General features: G+C 60.2%; 22 protein-coding genes. 8 read left to right on the plus strand and 14 right to left on the minus strand.

Features of this window, described 5'->3' with window-relative positions:
• The first annotated feature begins 187 nt into the window (after positions 1–187).
• Positions 188–1,615 carry an MFS transporter gene (locus tag CQ017_RS07725; protein ID WP_105553215.1) on the plus strand — a complete coding sequence of 476 codons (1,428 nt, stop codon included), beginning with the start codon at positions 188–190 and terminating at the stop codon, positions 1,613–1,615.
• An 82-nt stretch (positions 1,616–1,697) separates the two neighbouring features.
• Here CQ017_RS07725 and CQ017_RS07730 read toward each other — a convergent pair whose 3' ends face one another.
• Positions 1,698–3,137 (minus strand): amino acid permease, encoded by a 1,440-nt coding sequence (locus CQ017_RS07730; RefSeq protein WP_105553216.1) that lies wholly within the window; start codon positions 3,135–3,137, stop codon positions 1,698–1,700.
• Between the two features lie 176 nt (positions 3,138–3,313).
• Here CQ017_RS07730 and CQ017_RS07735 point away from each other — a divergent pair, with 176 nt between their 5' ends.
• The 3 genes from CQ017_RS07735 (at position 3,314) to CQ017_RS07745 (ending at position 6,401) form a co-directional block, all read left to right on the plus strand.
• On the plus strand, positions 3,314–4,285 hold the full coding sequence (locus CQ017_RS07735; RefSeq protein ID WP_181148211.1) for a 1,4-dihydroxy-2-naphthoyl-CoA synthase: 972 nt from the start codon (positions 3,314–3,316) through the stop codon (positions 4,283–4,285).
• A gap of 28 nt (positions 4,286–4,313) precedes the next feature.
• Positions 4,314–5,441 (plus strand): AMP-binding protein, encoded by a 1,128-nt coding sequence (locus CQ017_RS07740; protein WP_105553217.1) that lies wholly within the window; start codon positions 4,314–4,316, stop codon positions 5,439–5,441.
• A 75-nt stretch (positions 5,442–5,516) separates the two neighbouring features.
• Entirely contained in the window at positions 5,517–6,401 is an 885-nt protein-coding gene (locus CQ017_RS07745; protein ID WP_105553218.1) for a 1,4-dihydroxy-2-naphthoate polyprenyltransferase, read from the plus strand.
• Between the two features lie 41 nt (positions 6,402–6,442).
• Here CQ017_RS07745 and CQ017_RS07750 read toward each other — a convergent pair whose 3' ends face one another.
• On the minus strand, positions 6,443–6,724 hold the full coding sequence (locus CQ017_RS07750) for a DUF4229 domain-containing protein (protein WP_096283418.1): 282 nt from the start codon (positions 6,722–6,724) through the stop codon (positions 6,443–6,445).
• Between the two features lie 53 nt (positions 6,725–6,777).
• Here CQ017_RS07750 and CQ017_RS07755 point away from each other — a divergent pair, with 53 nt between their 5' ends.
• Positions 6,778–7,173: a PLDc N-terminal domain-containing protein gene (locus tag CQ017_RS07755; RefSeq protein ID WP_105553219.1), complete on the plus strand. Its 396-nt coding sequence runs from the start codon at positions 6,778–6,780 to the stop codon at positions 7,171–7,173.
• A gap of 283 nt (positions 7,174–7,456) precedes the next feature.
• On the opposite strand, the gene ccsB is transcribed toward CQ017_RS07755, so the two are convergent.
• The 5 genes from ccsB to CQ017_RS07780 are packed head-to-tail and all read right to left on the minus strand — an operon-like array spanning position 7,457 to position 12,206.
• Positions 7,457–8,527 (minus strand): c-type cytochrome biogenesis protein CcsB, encoded by a 1,071-nt coding sequence (ccsB, locus tag CQ017_RS07760; protein WP_096283414.1) that lies wholly within the window; start codon positions 8,525–8,527, stop codon positions 7,457–7,459.
• Complete coding sequence (locus CQ017_RS07765; RefSeq protein ID WP_096283412.1) at positions 8,520–10,148, minus strand: cytochrome c biogenesis protein ResB; 1,629 nt, start codon at positions 10,146–10,148, stop codon at positions 8,520–8,522. The genes ccsB and CQ017_RS07765 overlap by 8 nt, the downstream gene beginning before the upstream one ends.
• The gene (locus tag CQ017_RS07770; protein WP_255248329.1) at positions 10,148–10,918 is read right to left on the minus strand and encodes a cytochrome c biogenesis CcdA family protein; all 771 of its coding nucleotides are present in this window, start codon (positions 10,916–10,918) and stop codon (positions 10,148–10,150) included. Before CQ017_RS07770 ends, CQ017_RS07765 begins: the two co-directional genes overlap by 1 nt.
• Entirely contained in the window at positions 10,915–11,538 is a 624-nt protein-coding gene (locus tag CQ017_RS07775) for a TlpA disulfide reductase family protein (RefSeq protein ID WP_096283410.1), read from the minus strand. The genes CQ017_RS07770 and CQ017_RS07775 overlap by 4 nt, the downstream gene beginning before the upstream one ends.
• Positions 11,539–11,543: 5 nt before the next feature.
• A complete protein-coding gene (locus tag CQ017_RS07780; RefSeq protein WP_105553220.1) occupies positions 11,544–12,206 on the minus strand; it encodes a histidine phosphatase family protein in 663 nt (220 codons plus the stop codon).
• 183 nt (positions 12,207–12,389) lie between these two features.
• Here CQ017_RS07780 and CQ017_RS07785 point away from each other — a divergent pair, with 183 nt between their 5' ends.
• On the plus strand, positions 12,390–13,133 hold the full coding sequence (locus CQ017_RS07785; RefSeq protein WP_105553221.1) for a DUF4199 domain-containing protein: 744 nt from the start codon (positions 12,390–12,392) through the stop codon (positions 13,131–13,133).
• A 99-nt stretch (positions 13,134–13,232) separates the two neighbouring features.
• Here the strand turns inward: CQ017_RS07785 and CQ017_RS07790 are convergent, their stop codons facing one another.
• Positions 13,233–13,904 (minus strand): redox-sensing transcriptional repressor Rex, encoded by a 672-nt coding sequence (locus CQ017_RS07790; RefSeq protein WP_374954992.1) that lies wholly within the window; start codon positions 13,902–13,904, stop codon positions 13,233–13,235.
• A gap of 23 nt (positions 13,905–13,927) precedes the next feature.
• Positions 13,928–14,164 (minus strand): glutaredoxin family protein, encoded by a 237-nt coding sequence (locus tag CQ017_RS07795; protein ID WP_105553223.1) that lies wholly within the window; start codon positions 14,162–14,164, stop codon positions 13,928–13,930.
• A gap of 71 nt (positions 14,165–14,235) precedes the next feature.
• Between CQ017_RS07795 and CQ017_RS07800 the strand changes: the two genes are divergently transcribed.
• The gene (locus tag CQ017_RS07800; protein ID WP_105553224.1) at positions 14,236–15,042 is read left to right on the plus strand and encodes an HAD family phosphatase; all 807 of its coding nucleotides are present in this window, start codon (positions 14,236–14,238) and stop codon (positions 15,040–15,042) included.
• Positions 15,043–15,129: 87 nt separating this feature from the next.
• Here the strand turns inward: CQ017_RS07800 and CQ017_RS07805 are convergent, their stop codons facing one another.
• The 5 genes from CQ017_RS07805 to CQ017_RS07825 form a co-directional block, all read right to left on the minus strand.
• Positions 15,130–15,228, minus strand: coding sequence for a 30S ribosomal protein bS22 (locus CQ017_RS07805; protein WP_005504750.1), 99 nt, complete (start codon positions 15,226–15,228; stop codon positions 15,130–15,132).
• Between the two features lie 138 nt (positions 15,229–15,366).
• Positions 15,367–15,591: a helix-turn-helix domain-containing protein gene (locus CQ017_RS07810; RefSeq protein WP_096257016.1), complete on the minus strand. Its 225-nt coding sequence runs from the start codon at positions 15,589–15,591 to the stop codon at positions 15,367–15,369.
• A gap of 262 nt (positions 15,592–15,853) precedes the next feature.
• Positions 15,854–17,197: an NADP-specific glutamate dehydrogenase gene (gene gdhA / locus CQ017_RS07815; protein ID WP_105553225.1), complete on the minus strand. Its 1,344-nt coding sequence runs from the start codon at positions 17,195–17,197 to the stop codon at positions 15,854–15,856.
• Between the two features lie 194 nt (positions 17,198–17,391).
• Positions 17,392–17,841, minus strand: a complete 450-nt coding sequence (locus CQ017_RS07820) for a helix-turn-helix transcriptional regulator (protein ID WP_258133542.1) — start codon at positions 17,839–17,841, stop codon at positions 17,392–17,394.
• An 82-nt stretch (positions 17,842–17,923) separates the two neighbouring features.
• On the minus strand, positions 17,924–19,039 hold the full coding sequence (locus CQ017_RS07825; RefSeq protein WP_105553359.1) for an acetoin utilization protein AcuC: 1,116 nt from the start codon (positions 19,037–19,039) through the stop codon (positions 17,924–17,926).
• Positions 19,040–19,281: 242 nt separating this feature from the next.
• Here CQ017_RS07825 and CQ017_RS07830 point away from each other — a divergent pair, with 242 nt between their 5' ends.
• Entirely contained in the window at positions 19,282–20,715 is a 1,434-nt protein-coding gene (locus CQ017_RS07830; RefSeq protein ID WP_105553226.1) for a TrkH family potassium uptake protein, read from the plus strand.
• Positions 20,716–20,719 lie beyond the last annotated feature (4 nt).

Raw genomic sequence — 20,719 nt, forward strand, 5'->3', positions numbered from 1 at the left:
CCTTTTATCCCACGCGGCGTCCAATCGATTCCATGTCAGCGGTTGATATTAGAAATTGATTCGAATACCCTCTGGTACTTAACGGACTCTGGAAAAATCCCAGATCGTGGACCGCGGCCAAGGCGATGAATTACTTCCTGGCCTTTGGACGATCGGTCGACGGAAAGCTGAAAACGACGGAGCAGCGATGCAACCGGAAAATAGCCAGCCAAACGACAACACGAATACCCATAATTTCACTCCAGACCTTGACCATGACATTGGTCCGGACATGAACACCCAAGAAGGCCGGCAAGAAGTACGCAAGGCCACCGCCGCTTCGGCCATGGGTAATATGACAGAATGGTTCGACTACGGTGTCTACGCCGTAGCCGTCACCTATATCACCGCCCACTTCTTCCCCACCGAGGGCGGCACCTTCATGGCTCTGGCCACCTTCGCCCTCTCCTTCCTGGTCCGCCCGATTGGCGGCCTGGTCTGGGGCCCACTGGGCGACAAGCTGGGACGCAAGAAGATTTTGGCGTTGACCATTATCTTGATGTCCCTGGCCACCTTCCTCATCGGCGTACTGCCGACCTTTGAAACCATTGGCATCGCCGCACCAATTCTGCTGGTGCTGCTGCGCATGGTCCAGGGCTTCTCCACCGGCGGCGAATACGGCGGTGCGGCCACGTTCATGGCAGAATATGCGCCGGACCGCAAGCGCGGATTCTTCGGCTCATTCTTGGAATTCGGCACCTTGGGCGGTTTCGCCTTGGGTACGGCCGTGATGCTTGGCCTGCAAGTGATGCTCAGCGAAGAAGCCATGATGGCTTATGGCTGGCGTATTCCATTCTTCCTCGCATTGCCAATGGGCCTGATCGGCCTGTACCTGCGTAGCAAGCTGGAGGACACCCCTGTCTTCCAGGAGATCGAAGCAGCCGGCGAAGCCCAGCAGGGCGGTTCGCTCAAGGAACTGGTAATGACCTACTGGCGCCCGATGCTGACCATGACCGGTCTGGTCATCGCACTGAACGTCGTGAACTACACGCTGCTCAGCTACATGCCTACCTATCTGGAAACCCAGCTGGGATTGGATCCCAACGCTTCGCTGGCCACCATCTTGATTGGTGAGGTAGCGATGATGGCGGTCATTCCATTTGCCGGCTCGCTCTCTGACCGGGTCGGGCGAAAACCAATGTGGTACGCCTCGGTGATCGGCTTGTTCGTGCTGGCGCTGCCAATGTTCTGGCTGATGGGCCAGTCCTTCGCCTTGGCCATTGTCGGCTTCGCAGTACTGGGCCTGCTCTATATTCCACAGCTAGCCACGATTACCGCAACCTTCCCGGCCATGTTCCCTTCCCATGTGCGTTTCGCAGGCTTTGCCATCACCTACAACATCGCTACGGCGATCTTCGGTGGCACCGCAGCCATGGTCAACGAGGCAGCGATCAATGCCACCGGCTTCCTGCTCTTCCCAGCCATCTACATGATGGCAGCATGTGTCATTGGTGTGATCGCCATCAAGTTCATGCCGGAAACCGCAGGTGCTTCGCTGCGCGGCACCGAGATCCCCGATGCATTGGACACCGGCATCCTCGCTGCAGTGAAGCAGGATGAAACCCGAACCTCCTAAGCACTCGAACACAACAGCCAAGGGGCGCATCTGCATTATGCAGATGCGCCCCTTGGCTGTTTCAGGCGAGTTGGTTCCCCGCTTAGAAATTGGTGCTCGATTTGGCATGCTTGCGGGCGAAACGCCAGCCGATCCACAGCACCACGGCAAACAGCGGAATCGTGGCGATGGTGTAGAGCCCTACCGGGAAGACCTCACCATTTTCTCCGGTCAGGGTATCGAAGGAAATCAGCACGGTGATGATCAGCAAGCTGACCAGGCCAACCCAACCAGTAACCGGAGAGCCTGGCATGGGCAGTGACGACACCGCGCCCTTCTTGCGGCGCAGCATCAGCTGGCAGCCGAAGATCGAAGCCCAGGTGAACAGCACGCCGATGGAGGCGGTGTTCAACGCAAGGTCGAAGGCGAAGGATTCACCTAGCCAGATGTTCAAGATGACCCCGGCCAGGTAAACCACGCCCACGGTAATGATGCCGGCGGAAGGAACAAAATGCTTGTTCATTTTCGACAGCCACTGCGGAGCATGCCCGTTCCCGCTCATGGTGCGCAGTATGCGTCCAATGGAGTACAACCCGGAATTGCATGAAGACAGCGCGGCGGTGATGACCACCAAGTTCATCGCACTGCCAACCCAGCCCAGCCCCATCTTCTCGAAGACAGTCACAAACGGGCTCACCCCGGATTCGTATTCATGCCAGGGCAGCACCATGGCCAACAGCGAAACACTGCCTACGTAGAAGACCAGGATGCGGACTACTACGGCGCGGATCGCAGAGGGAACTTCCTTTTCTGGGTTCTCCATCTCACCGGCGGCAATACCCACCAGTTCAATGGCGTTGTAGGCGAAGATCACCGAGTTCAGCACCAGGATGCTGACAAAGAAGCCGCGAGGGAACAAGCCACCTTGGCCATTCTCGTCTCCGATAAAGAGATTGGAAACCGATGCTGTGTGCTCCCCTACCTGCGCATTGGTCACCACCATGTAGATGCCCACCGCCAGGAACAAGATAATCGCGGTGACCTTGATGCACGCTGCCCAGAATTCAAATTCGGCAAAGGCCTTGGCGCTGAACAGGTTAATTGCCACCAGCAGCAGCAACGCGCAGAACGCCGAAACGGTGACCGGGATATTCGGGAAGAAGTATTGGAAGTACAAGCCAATCGCTATCAGCTCCGCAACGCCGGTCATGATCCAATTCAGCACGTACATCCAGCCGGAAACGAAAGCGCCCTTGGGACCGAAGAGCTCAGCCGCGTAGGAGACAAAGGATCCGGAGGTCTGCCGATACATGATCAGCTCTCCCAACGCCCGCATCAGCAGGTAGGCCAGCGCACCGGCTACCAGATAGGACAGCACCAGGGCCGGACCGGTGGATGCCAACCGGCCACCGGAGCCCATGAACAATCCCACACCAATGGCTCCGCCAATGGCGATCATCTGGACGTGGCGACGGCTCAGGGATTTCTTATAACCCTCTGCGCTGATTTCTGCATCTTCCCGGTGATGCACTCCAGATGGCATAGATCAACTCCTGACTCACTGGTCCAGAGGCTGAACCGGTACAAAAATCGTGAAATGAATCCCGTGATCCAAAAGGCGGGCTGAAGCGTGGCGGCGGAAATATCGCGCCCATTTGCGTCTTAAGCCGTGAAAAGTCTACGCCTGCTTTCTTAGAGTTCGGCACGAAACCGACTAGCATGCATAGGGTGAGTAGCCTGAATAATTCCGTTTTGCCCAAGAAGGTCTCTGATGTCTTCGATCCACAGCGCTGGCGCTTGGTTGAAGGCTTCGACTTCACCGACATTACCTACCATCGCCAGGTGGAGCGTGACGCCCAGGGAAACATCGTGCGAGACCTGCCTACCGTGCGCATCGCTTTCGACCGCCCAGAGGTGCGCAATGCCTTCCGCCCGCACACCGTAGATGAGCTCTACCGGGCCATGGACCATGCACGGATGACCAGCGATGTCGCTACCGTGATCTTGACCGGCAACGGTCCATCGGAAAAAGACGGCGGACATGCCTTCTGCTCCGGTGGGGACCAGCGCATTCGCGGCCGCGACGGCTACCGCTATGCCGAGGGCGAGACCCGCGAGTCCATCGACCCGGCCCGTGCCGGACGCCTGCACATCTTGGAAGTCCAACGCCTGATGCGCACCATGCCCAAGGTGGTGCTGTGCGTGGTCAACGGCTGGGCCGCCGGCGGCGGGCATTCGCTGCACGTGGTCTCAGACCTGACCATCGCCTCGAAGCAGAACGGCAAGTTCAAGCAGACCGACGCAACCGTCGGCTCCTTCGACGCCGGCTACGGTTCAGCCTTGCTGGCCCGCCAGGTAGGGCAGAAGACCGCTCGCGAGATCTTCTTCCTGGCCCGCGAATACTCGGCCGACGACATGGTCCGCATGGGTGCGGTCAACGAATCGGTGGAGCACGCCCGCCTCGAGGAGGTCGCATTGGAGTATGCGGCAGATATTGCCCGCCAGTCGCCACAGGCCATCCGCATGCTGAAGTTCGCCTTCAACCTGGCCGATGACGGCTTGGCCGGGCAGCAGGTCTTCGCCGGTGAAGCCACCCGCATGGCCTACATGACCGATGAAGCAGTGGAAGGACGCGACGCGTTCTTGGGCAAGCGCGACCCTGACTGGTCCAACTACCCTTACTACTTCTAAATCGTCGGTGAAGGAACGAGAACCGGATATGGACGCACAACTAGCAGAACTGCTGGCAGCCTTGGCCGACGCGGCCAACGACGAGGGCCCGGCCGTTGAGGTATTGGCCGATGAGTCCAGCCCCCGCGGCTGGCGCATCCAGTACCTTGCGGCCTCGGACCTGCCGGGCTTCGAGCAGCCCATGGCAGTGGTGCGCACCTCCGGTTCCACCGGCAGGGCCAAGCGCACGGTGCTCAGCGTCTCGGCGCTGGCATCCAGTGCGCAGGCCACGGCCGAGTTCCTCGGCTTTGAAGGCCAGTGGCTGCTGGCCTTGCCGGTGCACTATGTCGCCGGCTTGAGCGTGCTGACCCGTTCCCTGTTCGCTGGCACCAAGCCGGTGGTGATGGACACGACCGGCAGCTTCTCTGCGCAGAAGTTCACCGACGCGGCCGAGGAAATGGTCGATGCCCGCCGCCTGACTTCCCTGGTCCCCACCCAGTTGGCCCGCCTGCTGGACAATCCGGAGCCACGGACCATTGCGGCGCTGAAGCGTTTCGACGCCATCTTGCTCGGCGGCGCACGGGCCAGCAAGGACCTGCTGCAAAGCTCGCGGCATCTGGGCCTGAAGATCTTCCAAACCTATGGCGCTGCGGAAACTTCGGGCGGTCTGGTCTACAACGGAACCGCCCTGCCGGGGGTGAAACTTGCCGAACGCCAGGGACGCATCCTGGTCTCCGGGCCGATGCTCGCCGACGGCTACGCAAATAATCCCGAAGCCACCGCCGAACACTTCGTCATCGACGAAGGCACGCGCTGGTACCTCACCGATGATCTGGGCAGCGTCGACGGCAACCGGCTGAATATCGCCGGGCGTATCGACGATGTGATTAATACCGGTGGCGTAAAACTGTCGGCCGGGAAAATTGAGGGCCTGCTCGAAGAGTTCTTCAAGCAGTGCCTGGTGCTGCCGGTACCCGACGCGCAATGGGGCCAAAGCGTAGGTTTAGCCTATTCAGGTCCGACAAATACGCAGGATGCCTTCGAAGCCGTGCGTCAAACTATTGGATCCGCGGCCGTTCCCAAACGGGTCCGCCACTACCCTTCCGGGCTTCCATTGCTGCCCAACGGGAAGTTCGATCGACGCCGAATCCTCGACGAGTTGCGCGCCGGCGGCTGATCCGATTCGCCTTGCCCGAAGTTTCGCGGGAAACTAAGGGGTCCGAGTTTTTGATCTCGCCGAAAGGAACGAGAAGTGGCAACGCTTTCCCAGTGGGTCGCCGGCGCACGCCTGCGCACCCTGCCCATCGTCATCGCCCCGGTAGTTATCGGCACCGCGGCCGCAGTGGGCGAAACCGGCCAATTTTTATGGTTCCGCTTTGTCCTTGCCCTGCTTGTGGGGCTCCTGCTCCAGGTCGGCGTGAATTACTCAAATGACTACTCCGACGGAATCCGCGGAACCGACGACGAACGGGTCGGCCCGCTGCGCTTGACCGGCTCCAAACTAGCGAAGCCGAAGCACGTGAGAAACGCGGCCTTCGGATGCTTCGGGTTGGCGGCGATTCTCGGATTGCTGCTCGTGATTCTTTCCGCTTCGTGGCCACTGCTCTTGGTGGGCGTCGCGGCGATCTTTGCCGCCTGGGGTTACACCGGCGGCAAGAACCCTTACGGATACCGTGGTTGGGGAGATCTCTACGTCTTCATTTTCTTCGGCTTGGTGGCCACGCTGGGCACCACGTACACGCAGATTGGTCAGCTCACGCTGGCTTCGCTGCTCGGTGCGATCGGCACCGGCCTGATCGGTTGCGCGCTGCTGATGGCAAATAACGTCCGCGACATTCCCACGGACCGCGAAGTTGGCAAGATTACCTTGGCGGTGCGACTGGGCGAACAGTCGGCCCGGTTGAGCTACGTGCTGATGTTGAGCGCCGCCATTGTCTTGCCGCTGCTGCTCACGGGGTCAAACGGTTGGATGTGGCTCATCTTGCTCAGCTTCATCCCGGCCGCCGCTCCAAGCTGGCTGATGCTGCGCGAAGAATCGCTGCCTAAGCTGGTGCTGGTGCTCAAGCAGACGGGCCTGGTGAACGTGGTCTACGCCGCGCTTTTCAGCTTGGCCATCATGCTGCACGCCTGGCTCTAAGGCAGAAGCCTTCCAAAGTGAACAACTTTGGAAGGCTTCGCTTATTTGTTTTCCGGTCGCTGCGATTCGTCGAAGGAATCCTCGATGGCTTCTTCGGCCAGCTGGGATTCGGTCTTCGATGCGCTGGTTTTGGCAAAGGCGTTGCGCGCGTCCTCGTTTGCTGCCAAACGTAGTTTGTTGAAGAACAAATAGGACACGGCAAAGGCGACTATCAGGGCAATCAGGCCCGAGGTGAAGATCGGCCAGGCCATTAGCTTCCACATTGCCAAGAAGACAACGCAGAACAGACCCAACCGAAGCACCGAATATTTCACAAACTGCATACGTTAAAGTCTACCGATGAACCTGTGAGCCAGAAAGTCATTAGACTAGAGGCATGGTCCGCATCATTATTTTTGCCGCACTCATTTCGGTGGCGCTCATGATCTACACATTGATCGAGTGTGCACGCACCGAGCGACATCGGGTGCGCTCCCTGCCCAAAACGGCATGGTTAGTCATCATCATCCTCCTGCCCCTGCTGGGGCCGGGATTGTGGTTTGTTTTAGGTCGTCCGGCCGCGGGGGCAAGCAAGTCCCCGGACAAGCAGAATGCTCCCGACGACGACGAGGATTTCCTCCGCCAGCTGGAAATCTGGCGGCGCCAGCAGCAGCGCGAAACCGAGCTCAAAGCACGTGAGGAAGAACTCAAACGAAAAGAGCGCGAAGCGAAGAAGAAACCTAACAAGGGTAATTCTTCGGACGATTCAGATACTCCGTCCAAGGACAGCTAATTTTCAGCGAAGCGAACTGCAGGGCCCGGCTTATGCCGGTCCCTGCAGTTCTTTCTACGCAACGTTTTCGCTGCGGTGCTAGCCCGTTGCTGATTCCAAGCCCGGAAGGCCGCTAAGCTGCCGCTGGCGGCTGTTGGGCGGCGGCCTAGCCGCGGTGGACTTCAACTTCCGGATCGGCTGGTCACGGCAAGGAGCTTTCCGGGCATGGAAAAGCCCCGAGGGCTGGACCTTTGAGTGGTCCGTCCCTCGGGGCTGCCCCGGCAACCGGGGTCCCGGGTGTGGGCTAGACTCCGGCGTAGGAGTGCAGGCCGTCGAAGAACATATTCACGATGGTGAAGTTGAAGATCACGCAGCCGTAGCCGATGATCGACAGCCAGGCCGAACGGGGCCCGGTCCAGCCACCGGTGGCACGTGCGTGCAGGTAGCCGGCGTAGACCACCCAGATCACGAAGGACCAGACTTCCTTCGGGTCCCAGCCCCAGTAGCGTCCCCAGGCCGCTTCGGCCCAGATCGCGCCGGCCATCACGGTGAAGGTCCACATGACAAACGAAATGGTATTGATCCGGTAGGCGAAGTTCTCCAGCGCGCCCGCTCCGGGAACCAAGCGCATGAATGGCAGCTTGTCCGGCTGGCCGGCGGCCAGCTTGCTCATCCGCGAGTGCTGGATCAGCTGCAGCACGTTCATGGCGAAGCTGATGGAGAACAGCGCCGCGGCGAATACCGCGATGGACACATGGATGACAATCCACGGGCTCTGCAAGGCGGGTACCAGGTGGCCCAACGGAGTGGGGAAGCCCAGGGTCGCGCCGCACAGCATCAGGGTCACCAGGCCGATGATGAAGCTGCCCATGAACCGCAGGTCCTTGAAGAACAAAACCACCAGGTACACCACGGTGACCACCAGCGCGCCGGTGGACAAGAACTCATACATGTTGCCCCACGGCACGCGGTGCGCCGCGACGCCGCGGGCGACGACCGCGAAGCCATGCATCGCCACGCCAAGCCAGGTCAGCACCACCGCGATGCGTGCGATATTGCGCGTCGAGGAGTGCTCGGTGTAGTTCATCTTGTCGTTGACGATGTCTTCGCCAACGTTGTCGGCGCGCGCCGGCTGCGCACCGCGCTTCGGGCGTTTCGGCTGCGCCACCGCGGTCGTTCCGGCACCAACGAGCATCTCGGAGTCGCGTTTTAATGCGGCCGCATCAATTTCGCTGATGCTCTTATTGCTCTTGGCCAGGTCCAGCGCGAAGAAAATGAAGGCAACCATGTAGACGAATGCCGAAAGCAACATGAACAGCTGGCTGTAGTTGCCCAGCGTTTCGTTGATTGGCGCGAGGTTTGAGCCGTTAGGCATTTACTTCTCCTTGGTCCTGCTTCTGGCTGGCCACTGGCCACTTGCTGTCAAAGATATTGTGCAACTCTGCGGATTCACGTTCAAGGCGCGGATCCTCGCCGCGGGCCAGCAGCGCGTATTCAATGCTGCGCTGCCCGTCCTCGTTCTTCAGCTTCACCCAGACGCGTCGGCGCGGAGTGAAGAGCGAGACCGCCAGCCCCGCGAGGGACAAGAAGGCGAAGATGAGGATCGGCGTTTTGCTCGGATCGTAATTCACATCCACGGCGATGAAGCGCTTCAGGTCGTCGAAGGCGATGCTCCCCTTGCCATCGGGCAGGTCATAGGTCTGCCCGGCTTCGAGCACTATGCCGCCGGAGTCGAGATTGCGTGAATTCACCTCGGTGAGGTTCTCGGTGTCCAGCACATACACGTTCTGCGGCACGCCGTCGTCGAGGCCCAGGTTTCCGGCGAAGGAGTTCAGGTGAAGCTGCGGGTTGATCGCGTTGGGATCCCCGGAGATGCCAAAGCCGGTTTCATCGACCAAGGCGGTGGGCAGCAAGAAGCCCTGGAAACCCAGCTGTTCTGGTTTCGCGTCCGGTGCCTTGATGACCATCAGGGAGGTGTACACCGAGTCCTGCGGCACCGAAACCACCGGGCCGGAGAAGGACACATCCCCGTTGCCGTCACGGACCGTCACCACCGGCGCGTAGCCGTTGCCGACCAAGTACACGTCGGCGCCGTTGATGCGCAGCGGGTGGTTGACCTTCAGCTCTTCTTTCACCGGTTCGGCATCGGCAGAACGCCGGGTCTCCACATGCGCGGTGAAATCCAGGGGCTGGCCGAAGTGCGTCTTCGATTCGCGGTCGAAGACGATGTCGAATTTGTCCAGCTTCACCGAATAGGCGGTGAGATTCTCCGGGTTGAAGCTGGTGCCCGGGGTGAAGGAATCATAGGAAACCAGCGAGTTCACGAAGGTCTCCCCCTCCACGATGACGCGCTGCCCGGCGTAGCCGAAGGCTCCGCCGATGGCCACCGAAACGAGCACACCGATCAGCGAGATGTGGAAGGTCAGATTGCCGATTTCCCGGGTGTAGCCGCGTTCGGCCGCTACCGAACGACCGGTTGCATCGGAGCGACGCTCAACACGGTAACCGCGCTTGCGCAGCACCTTGTAGGCATCATCGATGACTTCATCATCGCTAGGAGTATCCGCTTCATCTTCAACCAGCGAAAGTGAGGTGTACTGCGGCAACCGATCGAGTCGGGCGGGAGTGCGTGGCGGCGGGGTGCGCAGTGCCTGCGCGTGCTTCTTCACCCGGGGAATGATGCAACCCACCAGCGAAACGAAGAGCAGAATATAAATCGCGGAGAACCATGCGGAGGAATACACATCGAAGAGCTGGAACCGGTCAAGCCAGGGGCCGGTTGCCGGGTTCTGCTCGAGATACTCATTGACCGTCTCGGGGTTCATCGACCGCTGCGGGAAGATCGATCCCGGAACCGCAGCGACCGCGAGCAGCAGCAGCAAGAACAGGGCGGTTGGCATCGAGGTCAGTTGCGTCCAGATCCACCGCAGCGAACCAAGGAAACCCAGGGCAGGTGCGTCGCCTCGGTCTTTGCCGGTTCGTTTATTTTTCGCCATTAGATCGGCAACCTCACTTCATTGGCAAACCAGTTTTGTAATTCAGCGACCCAGGTTCCCCAGAGCCCGGAGATCATGACCAGTCCGAGCAGGATCAGCATTCCCCCACCCAGACGCATAATCAGCAGCTGATGCTTGCGGAAGAATGCCAGCGCCTGCATGCCGCGCTGCAATCCGAGGGCGATCAGGATGAACGGAAAACCCAATCCAAGGCAATAGAACACCGTCAACAGCGTTCCGCGGGCAACGTTCGCATCGGTGCCAGTGGACATGATCAGCACCGCGCTGAGCGTAGGCCCGATGCACGGGGCCCAGCCCAAACCGAAGGTCAGCCCCAGCACCGGCGCTCCCCAGAGCCCTGCCGGTGGTTTCCGATGAATTTTTCGGTCCCGTTGCATCCAGGAAATTCCGCCCATGAAGACGATGCCCATAAGCACCACGACCAGGCCCAAGGCCTGGGTTACCCAGGCGCCGTTGAACTTCAGCCACGCGGTGGCCTGGCTGAACAGCACGCCGGCCGCGATAAAGACTACCGAGAATCCGAGGACAAACAGCAGCACGCCCAGCAGGACCCGACCGCGGCGGTGCTCGCGCAGATCGGCGCCGGTCAGCCCGGTGACATAACCGAGATATCCCGGGACCAAGGGCAGAACGCACGGTGAGAGGAAGGAAACCAGTCCCGCAAGCATGGCCACCGGGGCGGCCAGCAGCAGCGACCCGTCGAGCGCAATGTCGGCGAAGGGATTCGAAGAGATCAACGGGAGGCTCACAACTCTTCGGTGAGCGCGGTGTCGATCAGGGACTTCAACGTCCCCTTTTCGATAGCACCTATGACGCGGGCGCGAACCCGTCCCTCGCGGTCCAGAACCAGCGTGGAGGGAACCGCCTGCAGTGGTACGTATTTGGTCATCGCCAATTGGATCTGGCCATCGGTGTCTTGCACGGATTCATAAGGGATTTCGAAGCTGCGCTCGAAGGCCAGCGAGGCTTCGGCCTCATCGCGGACGTTGACTCCGATGAATGGAACGTCCTCGCCAAAGTCCTCGGAGAGTTCTTTCAGGTGCGGTGCCTCGATTCGGCACGGTGCGCACGCGGCGTACCAGAAGTTCAGCACCACCGGCTTACCGCGCAGGGCCGCCAGATCGATGGGCGTGCCCTGATAGGTCTCGGAGGTCAGTTCGATTGGCTCGCTGCGCTTCGCGGGCAGATATTCCTGCACCGCGCCGTCGCCGGCGATGTAGTTTTTGTTATCTCCGGAGCGCGCCTGCTTGGCTAGCGGATCCTCGGTGACCGAGCATGCGGCCAGCGGCACAGCCGCCGCGGCAACCAGCATCGAGCGCAGCATGGTGCGACGATTCAGGAAGCGAGGATTCTGCGAGGATTCATTCATTTGGCTTAGGCTCCAGGGATGTTCGCCGCGCCCGCCAGCAGGTCTGGGCTCGGTTCGGTGTAATTCACGGAGCGAAGTTCGTCTCCGTCAAACTCAAAACTCGTTATTGAGCTCAGCGTGCATTCGCGCTGGCGTGGGTCATGCCAGAGCGGCTTGCCTTCACCGGCGCGCCGGGTCACCCAGATAGGCAGCTGGTGGCTGACGATAATGATCTCGGCGCCGTCGCCGTGTTCGGCCACCGCCGCCTGGCGCTGGTCGTCCATGGCCTGTCGCATGCGAGCGACCTGCGCGGCGTACGGTTCGCCCCATGAGGGTTTCAGCGGATTGCGCAGCAGCGGCCAGTACCGCGGATTCTTCAGGAGGGACTTGATCTGTGCCAGACCTTCAAAGCTGTTGCCTGCCTCGATCACCCGGTCATCGGTGATGATGGGCAGGCCCAAAGCCTGGGCCGCGGGCTGTGCGGTCTGCTGCGCTCGAAGCAGCGGGGAGGCAACCAGACGGACTACTCGGGCGCCTTCGGCCTGACGCTTGGCGAAGTACTCTCCGGCTCGATCCGCCATCTGGAAACCCAGCTCGGAAAGGCCATACCCCGGGATCCGGCCATACAAAACGCGGTTCGGGTTGAAAACTTCCCCATGGCGCAACAAATGAACGGTTGAAACTGGCATGGTTACAGTCTCTCAAACAATCAACCTAAAAGATGAAAATTGTGGCCACGATCAAGTATTCACAGCCTCTGCATGGGATTCCCATATCAAAAAACCATCCTTTCGGAGGGGCACATCACAAACGCCACGGACTAGGCTAGTAGTTAGAGTTACTCACCGTTTAGCAGCAATCAAAGGACGATCATGAGCACCAACGATCCGAACCAGCCAGGCCAGCCATATGACCCGTTAGCCGGGTCCGGGAGTTCGAACCCGAACCCCTACGGCGAAAATCCCTACGGTGGGCAGCCGACCCCTTACGGTCAGCCGGCAGCGCAGCAGCTTCCGCAGTTCCAGCAGCAAGGTGGCTACGCTCCGGTCCAGCCGCCTGCCGAGCGTCCCAAGACCTTGCAGATGGCGTTTATTTTCATCATGCTTGCCGGGGTGCTCAGCGCCGCAGCCAGCTGGCTGATCAACAGCACCAACCTCTTCGGCAATATGGTGCGCTCGCAGTGGACGATGTTCGAAGATCAGATGCGCATGCAGATGGAGTCTTCCAACGACGCCGCGATGAATGCAGAGATCGAACGCATGATAGAAAACCCCGACACTTTCCTGTCGCAGATCACTTCCACCATGACCACCTTCACCGTGGTGGGCATGTTCATCACGCTCATCGCCTACTTCTTGGTCGGCTACTTCGTCGGTCGAGGGGTCCGCGCGATGCGGATCATCGCCACGATCCTGGCGGCCATCTCCGTCGTTGGCATGCTGATCAGCCTGCCGATGTTCAGCATGTACGCCAACGCGGCTGATGCCACGATGATCAATGTGGTTTATGCCCTTGGATTCATTGCTGGCGTCGTCGGCGTGGTCTTCGCCTGGTTGCCGGCTTCCTCGCAGTACATCGCCCAGCGCAGCCAGGCGCGCCGGGCTGGCTACCGCTAAACCGTTTCGGGTCCTCAGACCCAGCGCTGAAATTGGCGTAGGCCGTGGCTCATTTGAGCCACGGCCTACGCCTTTAGATTTTAACTGCCCGGTTGCCGCCTAGCGTTGTACCGCGTGGTAGGCCAGGATCTGCAGCTCGGTGGACAGGTCCACGCGGCGGACGATCATGCCCGCCGGAATGCGCAGCGGCTGTGGCGCGAAGCTGAGCACCGACTTCACCCCATGCGCCGCAAGCGCGTCGATCAGCCCCTGGGCCGCGACTCCGGGAACCGCTAGGACCGCGATATTGATCTGCTCCCGCGCAATCACCTCGCCGAGCTCACCGACCGGTTCCACGATAAAATCGCCGACCTCGCTGCCGACCAGGGATACGTCCGCATCGAGGATGGCGCGCACCTGGAAACCTCGGCTGGCAAAACCTGCGTAGCCGCTCAGCGCACGTCCGAGGTTACCGGCGCCGAGGATGGCCACACGCCAGTCCTGGTTCAGGCCCAAGGTCCGGTTGATGTGTTCGGCCAGCTCGGTCACCACATATCCGACGCCACGAGTTCCATAGGAACCAAGCAAGGAGAGGTCCTTGCGGAGGATCGCCGGGTTCACTCCGGCTTCCTTGGCCAGCACACCCGAGCTGGTGCGTTCCACGCCCTGGGCTTCGAACGCATTGAGCGCCCGCAAATACTGGGTCAGGCGCGTCAGCGTCGCTTCGGGCAATACCCGCGGTTCAAGTTCAGCCATGCGCCGCTGCTCTGCTTTTCGAACGGGCCGGTAAATGCATCAAGGGGCCTCTCATGCCATTAGCTGCCCAACAGGCGTTCAAGCCGTTTGGCATCAATGGTCCAGAAGTCCCGGACCTGACCATCAACGAGGAGTACTGGCACCTCTTCGTGGTGGCGTGCCAGCAGTTCGGGATGCTCGTCGATGTCTATTTCGGAGAACTCCATGTTCATCCGTTCGGTGACGTCGTTGACTGTCGCCCTGGCGGCCTCGCACAAATGGCATCCTTGGCGCACCAGTAACTGGATCTCATGCATTTTACTCACCTGTCCATAATCTCACGAGCCGCAACCAGCGTCTAAGTCGGCAATGAAATAAACTGGATCAAATGCAGTCTTCAGAGCACCTCACCAGCCAGAACACGTCGGCGCCACGCGACGTCGTTGCCGCCTTCTTCGACGTGGACAACACCATGGTCCGTGGTGCCTCCCTCTATCTGCTGGCCAGGAAGATGCATCAGCGTCGTTTCTTCCGGCTACGCGAAATTCTCTGGTTTGCCCTCAAGCAGCTGCGCTTTGCCGCCCGCGGCGAGCATCTGGGCGACATCCATCAGATTCGCGACCGTGCGCTGCTGATGGCCAAGGGCATTTCGGTCGCCGAGATGGCGCAGATTGGCCAGGAAATCTATGACGAGTACATTGAGCCTAAGTTATGGAAAGGCACGGTCTCCATCGCCCATCAGCATCGCGCAGTGGGCCGAGAAGTTTGGCTGGTCACCGCGACCCCGCTAGAAGTAGCGAACGTCATATCCGAACGCTTGGAACTCACCGGTGCCTTGGGGACCGTGGTTGAAAATGTGGATGGTAAATACACCGGCGCGCTGGCCACCCCGATCTTGCATGCGGCCGAAAAAGCTCAGGCCGTTCGTACGCTGGCTAAGGAACGTGGAATCAAGCTTTCCAAGTCCTGGGCATACTCGGACTCCTACAACGATGTGCCGTTGCTTGAGGCGGTGGGACATCCTGTTGCGATCAACCCGGACGCGCGGCTGAGGGCCTACGCCAAGCGTCGCGGATGGCAGGTCTACGACTTCCGCACCGGACAGCGTGCGGCGCGGATCAGCCTGCGTCTGGCCGGTGTGCTGGGCGCGGTGTGGGCGGCGAAGCGTTCACTGCCAAGCCGCCGCGGGAAATAGCTGGGGAAAAAGCAATCGCCACCGTCAAGGTCAAGCCTTGATACGGTGGCGATAATTGCCAAGAGGCAAATGCTGCTTGAAGCAGATTTACTTCTTATTACGACGCTGGTGACGAGTTTTACGAAGCAATTTACGGTGCTTCTTCTTCGACATACGCTTACGGCGCTTCTTGATAACAGAGCCCATAGTGGTTCCTCACAAACTAAATAAATATGTCAACCAAAATGTAGGCTTAAGAACAAGCATAAGCTACAAGGTTGACCGGACGTTAAACGTTCCTTAATAGATTACCCGCTTTTCGGCCATGCTCTGACCATCGCGCGGCTATCGACCGAGGGAACCTGTTCCACGCTGCGGGTCAATCGCCGCAGCTTGCAGGTAGGCTTCCACTGCGTTTTCCGGAACGCGATAGGAGCGACCGAATTGAACAGCAGGCAAGTCGCCTGCATGAATCAGGCGATAAACCGTCATTTTAGAAACACGCATCATCTCGGCCACTTCAGCGACCGTCATGAAACGGGCTCCTGCAAAATTCTGTTTATCCGCCATAGGGGAATTTCTCCTGACGCTGATCTCTGATTCGTCGTTTATATTGCTCGCGTGAACAAATACGACTTGGGATCAACATCGGCAATCATATTCACGTTCGCTCGATCCCAGTCTAGTCGCACTTACGTAACTTTTGCATCACGGAACACACCTGAACCACATTTAGATCTCAAAAAAGAGCTTTTAAAAGCTGCTGGCCGCCGTTCCGAGGCCGGAAACGGCGTCGAAACAGCGGCCAAGAGGTCGCTTGAGGGTCGAGGGACTAGATCAAGCCCTGAGCCAGCATTGCGTCGGCAACCTTGACGAAGCCGGCGATATTGGCGCCGGCAACGTAGTTGCCCGGCACCCCGTATTCGTCGGCGGTGGTTGCGCAACGCTCGTGAATGCCTACCATGATCTCGGTCAGGCGAAGCTCGGTGTGCTCGAAGGTCCACGAGTCGCGGCTAGCGTTCTGCTGCATTTCCAGCGCAGAAGTAGCCACGCCACCGGCGTTGGCGGCCTTGCCCGGACCGAAGAGGATGCCAGCATCCTGGAATACCGAGGTCGCCTCGGCGGTGGTTGGCATATTGGCGCCTTCGGCCACGGCGATAGTTCCCGCGGCAACCATCTTCTTCGCCGAGGCTGCTCCAAGTTCGTTCTGCGTGGCACACGGCAGGGCTACCGCGCCCTGCACGTCCCAGACGTTTCCGTCGGCCACGTAGGAAACCTTCTTGCTCCCCCGGCGCTCGGCGTATTCGCTGATACGTCCGCGCTCTACTTCCTTGATCTGGCGCAGCAGATCAAGATCGATGCCATTTTCGTCGACGATGAATCCGCTGGAATCCGAGGCGGTAATCACCTTCGCGCCCAGATCCTGAGCCTTCTCGATGGCATGCAGCGCCACGTTTCCGGACCCCGAAACGACCACGCGCTGGCCGTCGAAGCTCATCCCGCGGGTCTTGAGCATCTCTTCGGTAAAGATCACCGCGCCGTAGCCGGTGGCTTCCGGGCGTACCAATGAGCCGCCCCAGCTCAGCCCCTTGCCGGTCAGCACGCCAGACTCGTAGCGATTGGTGATTCGCTTGTACTGGCCGAAGAGGTAACCGATCTCACGGCCACCGACACCAATGTCACCGGCTGGAACGTCGGTGTATTCGCCGATATGACGGTAGAGCTCGGTCATGAACGACTGGCAGAAGCGCATCACCTCGCCGTCGGTCTTCCCGCGCGGGTCAAAGTCCGAGCCGCCCTTGCCACCACCAATTGGCATGCCGGTCAGGGAGTTCTTGAAGATCTGTTCGAAGCCAAGGAACTTGACGATGCCCAGATAAACCGAAGGATGGAAACGCAGTCCGCCCTTGTATGGGCCCAGCGCGGAGTTGAACTCGACACGGAAACCGCGGTTGATCTGCACACGACCCTGGTCATCTACCCAAGGCACGCGGAAAATGATCTGGCGCTCTGGCTCGCACAGGCGCTGAAGAATAGCAGCCTCTGCATACTCTGGGTGCTTCTGTGACACCGCTTCGAGGCTCTCGAAGACTTCGGTCACGGCCTGGTGGAATTCTGCCTCACCGGGATTACGGCGGAAGACTTCGTCGCGAATACTCGCTAGTTGCTTGTCCAAGTTTTTCTCCTCATCACTTGGGGCAGGCCTCAGGGGCGCGCAAAAGCCCACCGGCCCGGCAACTCTGCCCCACGCAAGAGAATGCCATGCCTGACATTCTCAATGAAAATTCTTTGTTACATACAGCGCTCGCCTGCGTAACTTAAATATCACCGACCGCAATGCCCGAATCCGCTTTTAGTCAGGTCAGATAGCTAACGTCGACGGCCGAAGCGTGGGAAGCGCTCCAATATTTCTTGCGCTCGTCCCGTGACTTGTTCGAGCCCCCGCCCTACACTGCGTCCGAGCTGATGAGCTGCGGCTGGAAGTGCGTTGGCGTCCTGCGGATCTTGAATCAGGTCCAGGTCCACCGGCATCAGCTCCGCCGCCGGCTCCTCGGCCGGCAAAAACTCTACGCACCAGGAGACCAGGGTGTCGATCGCTTCGCACTGCACACTGTAGATGCGGCGTTGGCCTTGGGCTGTCATGCTGACCAGGTCCGCTTCACGCAGAACCTTCAGGTGCTTGGAGACGGTCGGTTGAGAAATATCCAACTGAACCACCAAGGCACCAACCGCCATCGGCTCGAGCTTTAACGCCTCGATGATCTTGCGTCGGGTTGGTTCTGCCAATGCAGAAAATACGTCGTCAATAGCCACAGACATTACCCTATCGGCAGATGGCCTTACAGGAACGAATTTTTTGCCCCTGTTGAGGGTCGAGATTGATCACAGGAAAGCGAACGCCTTAGTCAAACCACGGGTCCAGCCCATAGAGCGGGAAAACTTCCTTACGCGTGGCGATAATCGTACGGTCCACCGGATCGGCCGGATCATAACCGACCTCCCAGTTCCGCCACCACAATTGGGCGTCATCCCCCATCAGATAGGGCACCGCCCGGCCGTAGGTTTCCAGCACATGGCGCCGGAAGCCCTCCGGAACGTAGGTACGCAAGGCAATGGGCTTGCCGGCGGCGATCGCCGTCAGGTGGGTCCACGTGCGCGGCACGACGGCGGTGACGTTGTAGCCGCCGCCTCCGGTAGCCAGCCAGCGGCCCTGGCAAACCTCGTCCGCCAGCTGGGAGATATCCAGAGCCACCTGGCGCTGGGCGTCCACCGATAGCTTCAGATTGGTCATGTCGTCATCGCGATGGGCATCGCAGCCGTGCTGGGACACGATGACCTCCGGATTGAAGGCGCGCACCAGCTGCGGAACCACCGCGTGGAAGGCGCGCATCCACGCGGCGTCCCCGGTCATCGCGGGCAAGGCGATATTCACCGCGCTGCCCTCGGCCTGCGGGCCTCCGGTCTCGTTGGCGAACCCGGTGCCGGGAAAGAGCGAAAGCCCCGACTCATGGATGGAAATCGTCAAGACCCGGTCATCGTCCCAGAAGATCGATTCGGTACCGTCACCGTGGTGGGCATCGACGTCGATATAGCAAACACGTTTCGCACCGCGCTCCAGCATGCGGTGAATGGCTGCGGCGGCGTCGTTGAAGATGCAGAAGCCGCTGGCCTTGTTGCGCTTGGCATGATGCATCCCGCCGGCGAAGTTCACCGCGCGCACGGTTGATTCATCCATGATCGCCTCCGCGGCGATCACCGAACCGCCCACGATGCGCGCGGCCGCCTCATACATCCCGGCGAAGACCGGGTCGTCTTCGGTTCCCAAACCAAAGTCGACCGCGATCTGCGTGGGGTCGGCGCTGACCTGCTTCACCTGGTCCAGGTAGCCCTGGTCGTGAACGGTCCGCAGCACGGCGTCGCTGGCGACCTCGGGGGCCGAGATGCTCACCGTCGGAGCATCATAAACTTCAAGCTGCCTGCTGAGCCGATGGGTCAGCTCAAGCCGGGCGGGGTGCATCGGATGGTAGTCGCTGAACTTGTACTTCAAGTACTGTTCATCCCAGAGCACCAGGGTGGGTTGCGGCGCATGTCGAGGTTCTAACACCTTTGTAGGCTACCCGATTGTGATCCTTGTAACCCATTTATGGCCGTCCGGGACATTTTGCACGTGTTTCGCGGGGCTAAGACGAGCGCAATTGGTTGCGAACGCGTAAATTACAAGGAGAACCCTCCGTCCCAACGAAATGGCGAATTAAGGCGATGAGCACCCAGAGCGAACCGCGCGACAAGGCGCGGGTAGCTGAATTACGCGAAAAGCGGCGCAAACAGTGGTTGGCGTTGCGCGTGCGGATCGCCGACTTCACGGTCCGCTCCCCCGCCCGCTTGGCCCTAGGCGCCTTCCTCGTGGCCATCGCGATTTTCACTTCCCTGCTGGCAGCCCCGTTCTCCTCGGCTTCCGGGGAAGCGACCGCATTGCACGACGCGCTGTTCACCGCCGTCTCGGCGGTCTGCGTCACCGGCCTGACCACGGTCTCCACCGCGGTCCACTGGTCCTTCGCCGGGCAGCTGATCATGATCATCGGCGCCTTCATGGGCGGGCTGGGAATCCTGACCCTGGCCTCGATCCTCTCCCTGGCGGTCTCGCGCAAGCTCGGCGTGCGCGGCAAGCTGATGGCGCAGAATTCCATGAACACCACCGGGGCCTCCGCCCTGGGCGAGGTCGGCTCGCTGCTGCGCATCGTGATCCTGACCGCGGTCAGCCTGCAGGCGTTGATTGCGCTGCTCCTGGTCCCGCGCTTCGCGGTGCTCGGCGAAAACCTGCCTTCGGCCATCTGGCACGGCGTGTTCTACGCGGTCTCCTCCTTCAACAACGCCGGCTTCACCCCGCACTCCGACGGGCTGGTGCCCTACGGAACGGACCTGTGGATCCTCGGCCCGCTGATGTTCGGGGTGTTCCTGGGTTCCCTGGGCTTCCCCGTGATCATGGTGCTGCTCGTCCACCGGTTCAATGCGAAGAAATGGAATCTGCACACCAAGCTCACCCTGATGGTGACCCTGATCCTGCTGGTCGCCGGCGCCCTGCTGTGGCTCGTGGTCGAATGGAACAACCCGCGCACCATTGGGACCATGGATTCCGGCGACAAGCTCGTCCACGGCCTGTTCGCCTCGGTGATGACCCGTTCTGGCGGATTCAACCTCGTGGACCAAAACGACATGAGCCAGGTATCGGTGCTCATCACCGATGCGCTGATGTTCGCCGGCGGCGGTTCGGCCTCCACGGCCGGCGGCATCAAGGTCACCACGATCGCCGTGATGTTCCTTGCGATCATGGCCGAGGTGCGCGGCGAGCGCGATGCGAAGGCTTTCGGCCGGCGCATCCCGGAAGGCACCATGCGCGTGGCGGTGTCGGTGGTCGCCCTCGGCGCCACCTTGGTGATGGTGTCCACCGGCTTGCTGCTGGCCATCGACCAGGAGGTCGGTTTCTCCCGCGCATTGTTCGAATCGATCTCCGCATTCGGTACCGTAGGACTGAGCATGGGAGTCTCCGCAGAGATGCCTCCCGCAGGTAAATACGTACTGAGCGCCCTGATGTTCGCCGGACGTATCGGAAGCATCACCTTGGCCAGCGCCTTGACCATGCGTCATCGCGATACGCTGTATAGCCTCCCCGAAGAAAGGCCGATCATTGGCTGAGAAA

The organism is Arthrobacter sp. MYb224, from assembly GCF_002975455.1.
In the GTDB taxonomy this organism is placed as follows: Bacteria; Actinomycetota; Actinomycetes; order Actinomycetales; family Micrococcaceae; genus Glutamicibacter.

Excerpts from the sequence above, each read along its gene's own strand:
- CQ017_RS07725 (WP_105553215.1), top strand. The coding sequence starts at position 188 with ATGCAACCGGAAAATAGCCAGCCAAACGACAACACGAATACCCATAAT.
- CQ017_RS07730 (WP_105553216.1), bottom strand. The coding sequence starts at position 3,137 with ATGCCATCTGGAGTGCATCACCGGGAAGATGCAGAAATCAGCGCAGAG.
- CQ017_RS07735 (WP_181148211.1), top strand. The coding sequence starts at position 3,314 with ATGCATAGGGTGAGTAGCCTGAATAATTCCGTTTTGCCCAAGAAGGTC.
- CQ017_RS07740 (WP_105553217.1), top strand. The coding sequence starts at position 4,314 with ATGGACGCACAACTAGCAGAACTGCTGGCAGCCTTGGCCGACGCGGCC.
- CQ017_RS07750 (WP_096283418.1), bottom strand. The coding sequence starts at position 6,724 with ATGCAGTTTGTGAAATATTCGGTGCTTCGGTTGGGTCTGTTCTGCGTT.
- CQ017_RS07755 (WP_105553219.1), top strand. The coding sequence starts at position 6,778 with ATGGTCCGCATCATTATTTTTGCCGCACTCATTTCGGTGGCGCTCATG.
- ccsB (WP_096283414.1), bottom strand. The coding sequence starts at position 8,527 with ATGCCTAACGGCTCAAACCTCGCGCCAATCAACGAAACGCTGGGCAAC.
- CQ017_RS07765 (WP_096283412.1), bottom strand. The coding sequence starts at position 10,148 with ATGGCGAAAAATAAACGAACCGGCAAAGACCGAGGCGACGCACCTGCC.
- CQ017_RS07775 (WP_096283410.1), bottom strand. The coding sequence starts at position 11,538 with ATGAATGAATCCTCGCAGAATCCTCGCTTCCTGAATCGTCGCACCATG.
- CQ017_RS07780 (WP_105553220.1), bottom strand. The coding sequence starts at position 12,206 with ATGCCAGTTTCAACCGTTCATTTGTTGCGCCATGGGGAAGTTTTCAAC.
- CQ017_RS07785 (WP_105553221.1), top strand. The coding sequence starts at position 12,390 with ATGAGCACCAACGATCCGAACCAGCCAGGCCAGCCATATGACCCGTTA.
- CQ017_RS07795 (WP_105553223.1), bottom strand. The coding sequence starts at position 14,164 with ATGCATGAGATCCAGTTACTGGTGCGCCAAGGATGCCATTTGTGCGAG.
- CQ017_RS07800 (WP_105553224.1), top strand. The coding sequence starts at position 14,236 with ATGCAGTCTTCAGAGCACCTCACCAGCCAGAACACGTCGGCGCCACGC.
- CQ017_RS07805 (WP_005504750.1), bottom strand. The coding sequence starts at position 15,228 with ATGGGCTCTGTTATCAAGAAGCGCCGTAAGCGTATGTCGAAGAAGAAG.
- CQ017_RS07810 (WP_096257016.1), bottom strand. The coding sequence starts at position 15,591 with ATGGCGGATAAACAGAATTTTGCAGGAGCCCGTTTCATGACGGTCGCT.
- CQ017_RS07820 (WP_258133542.1), bottom strand. The coding sequence starts at position 17,841 with ATGTCTGTGGCTATTGACGACGTATTTTCTGCATTGGCAGAACCAACC.
- CQ017_RS07825 (WP_105553359.1), bottom strand. The coding sequence starts at position 19,039 with ATGCACCCCGCCCGGCTTGAGCTGACCCATCGGCTCAGCAGGCAGCTT.
- CQ017_RS07830 (WP_105553226.1), top strand. The coding sequence starts at position 19,282 with ATGAGCACCCAGAGCGAACCGCGCGACAAGGCGCGGGTAGCTGAATTA.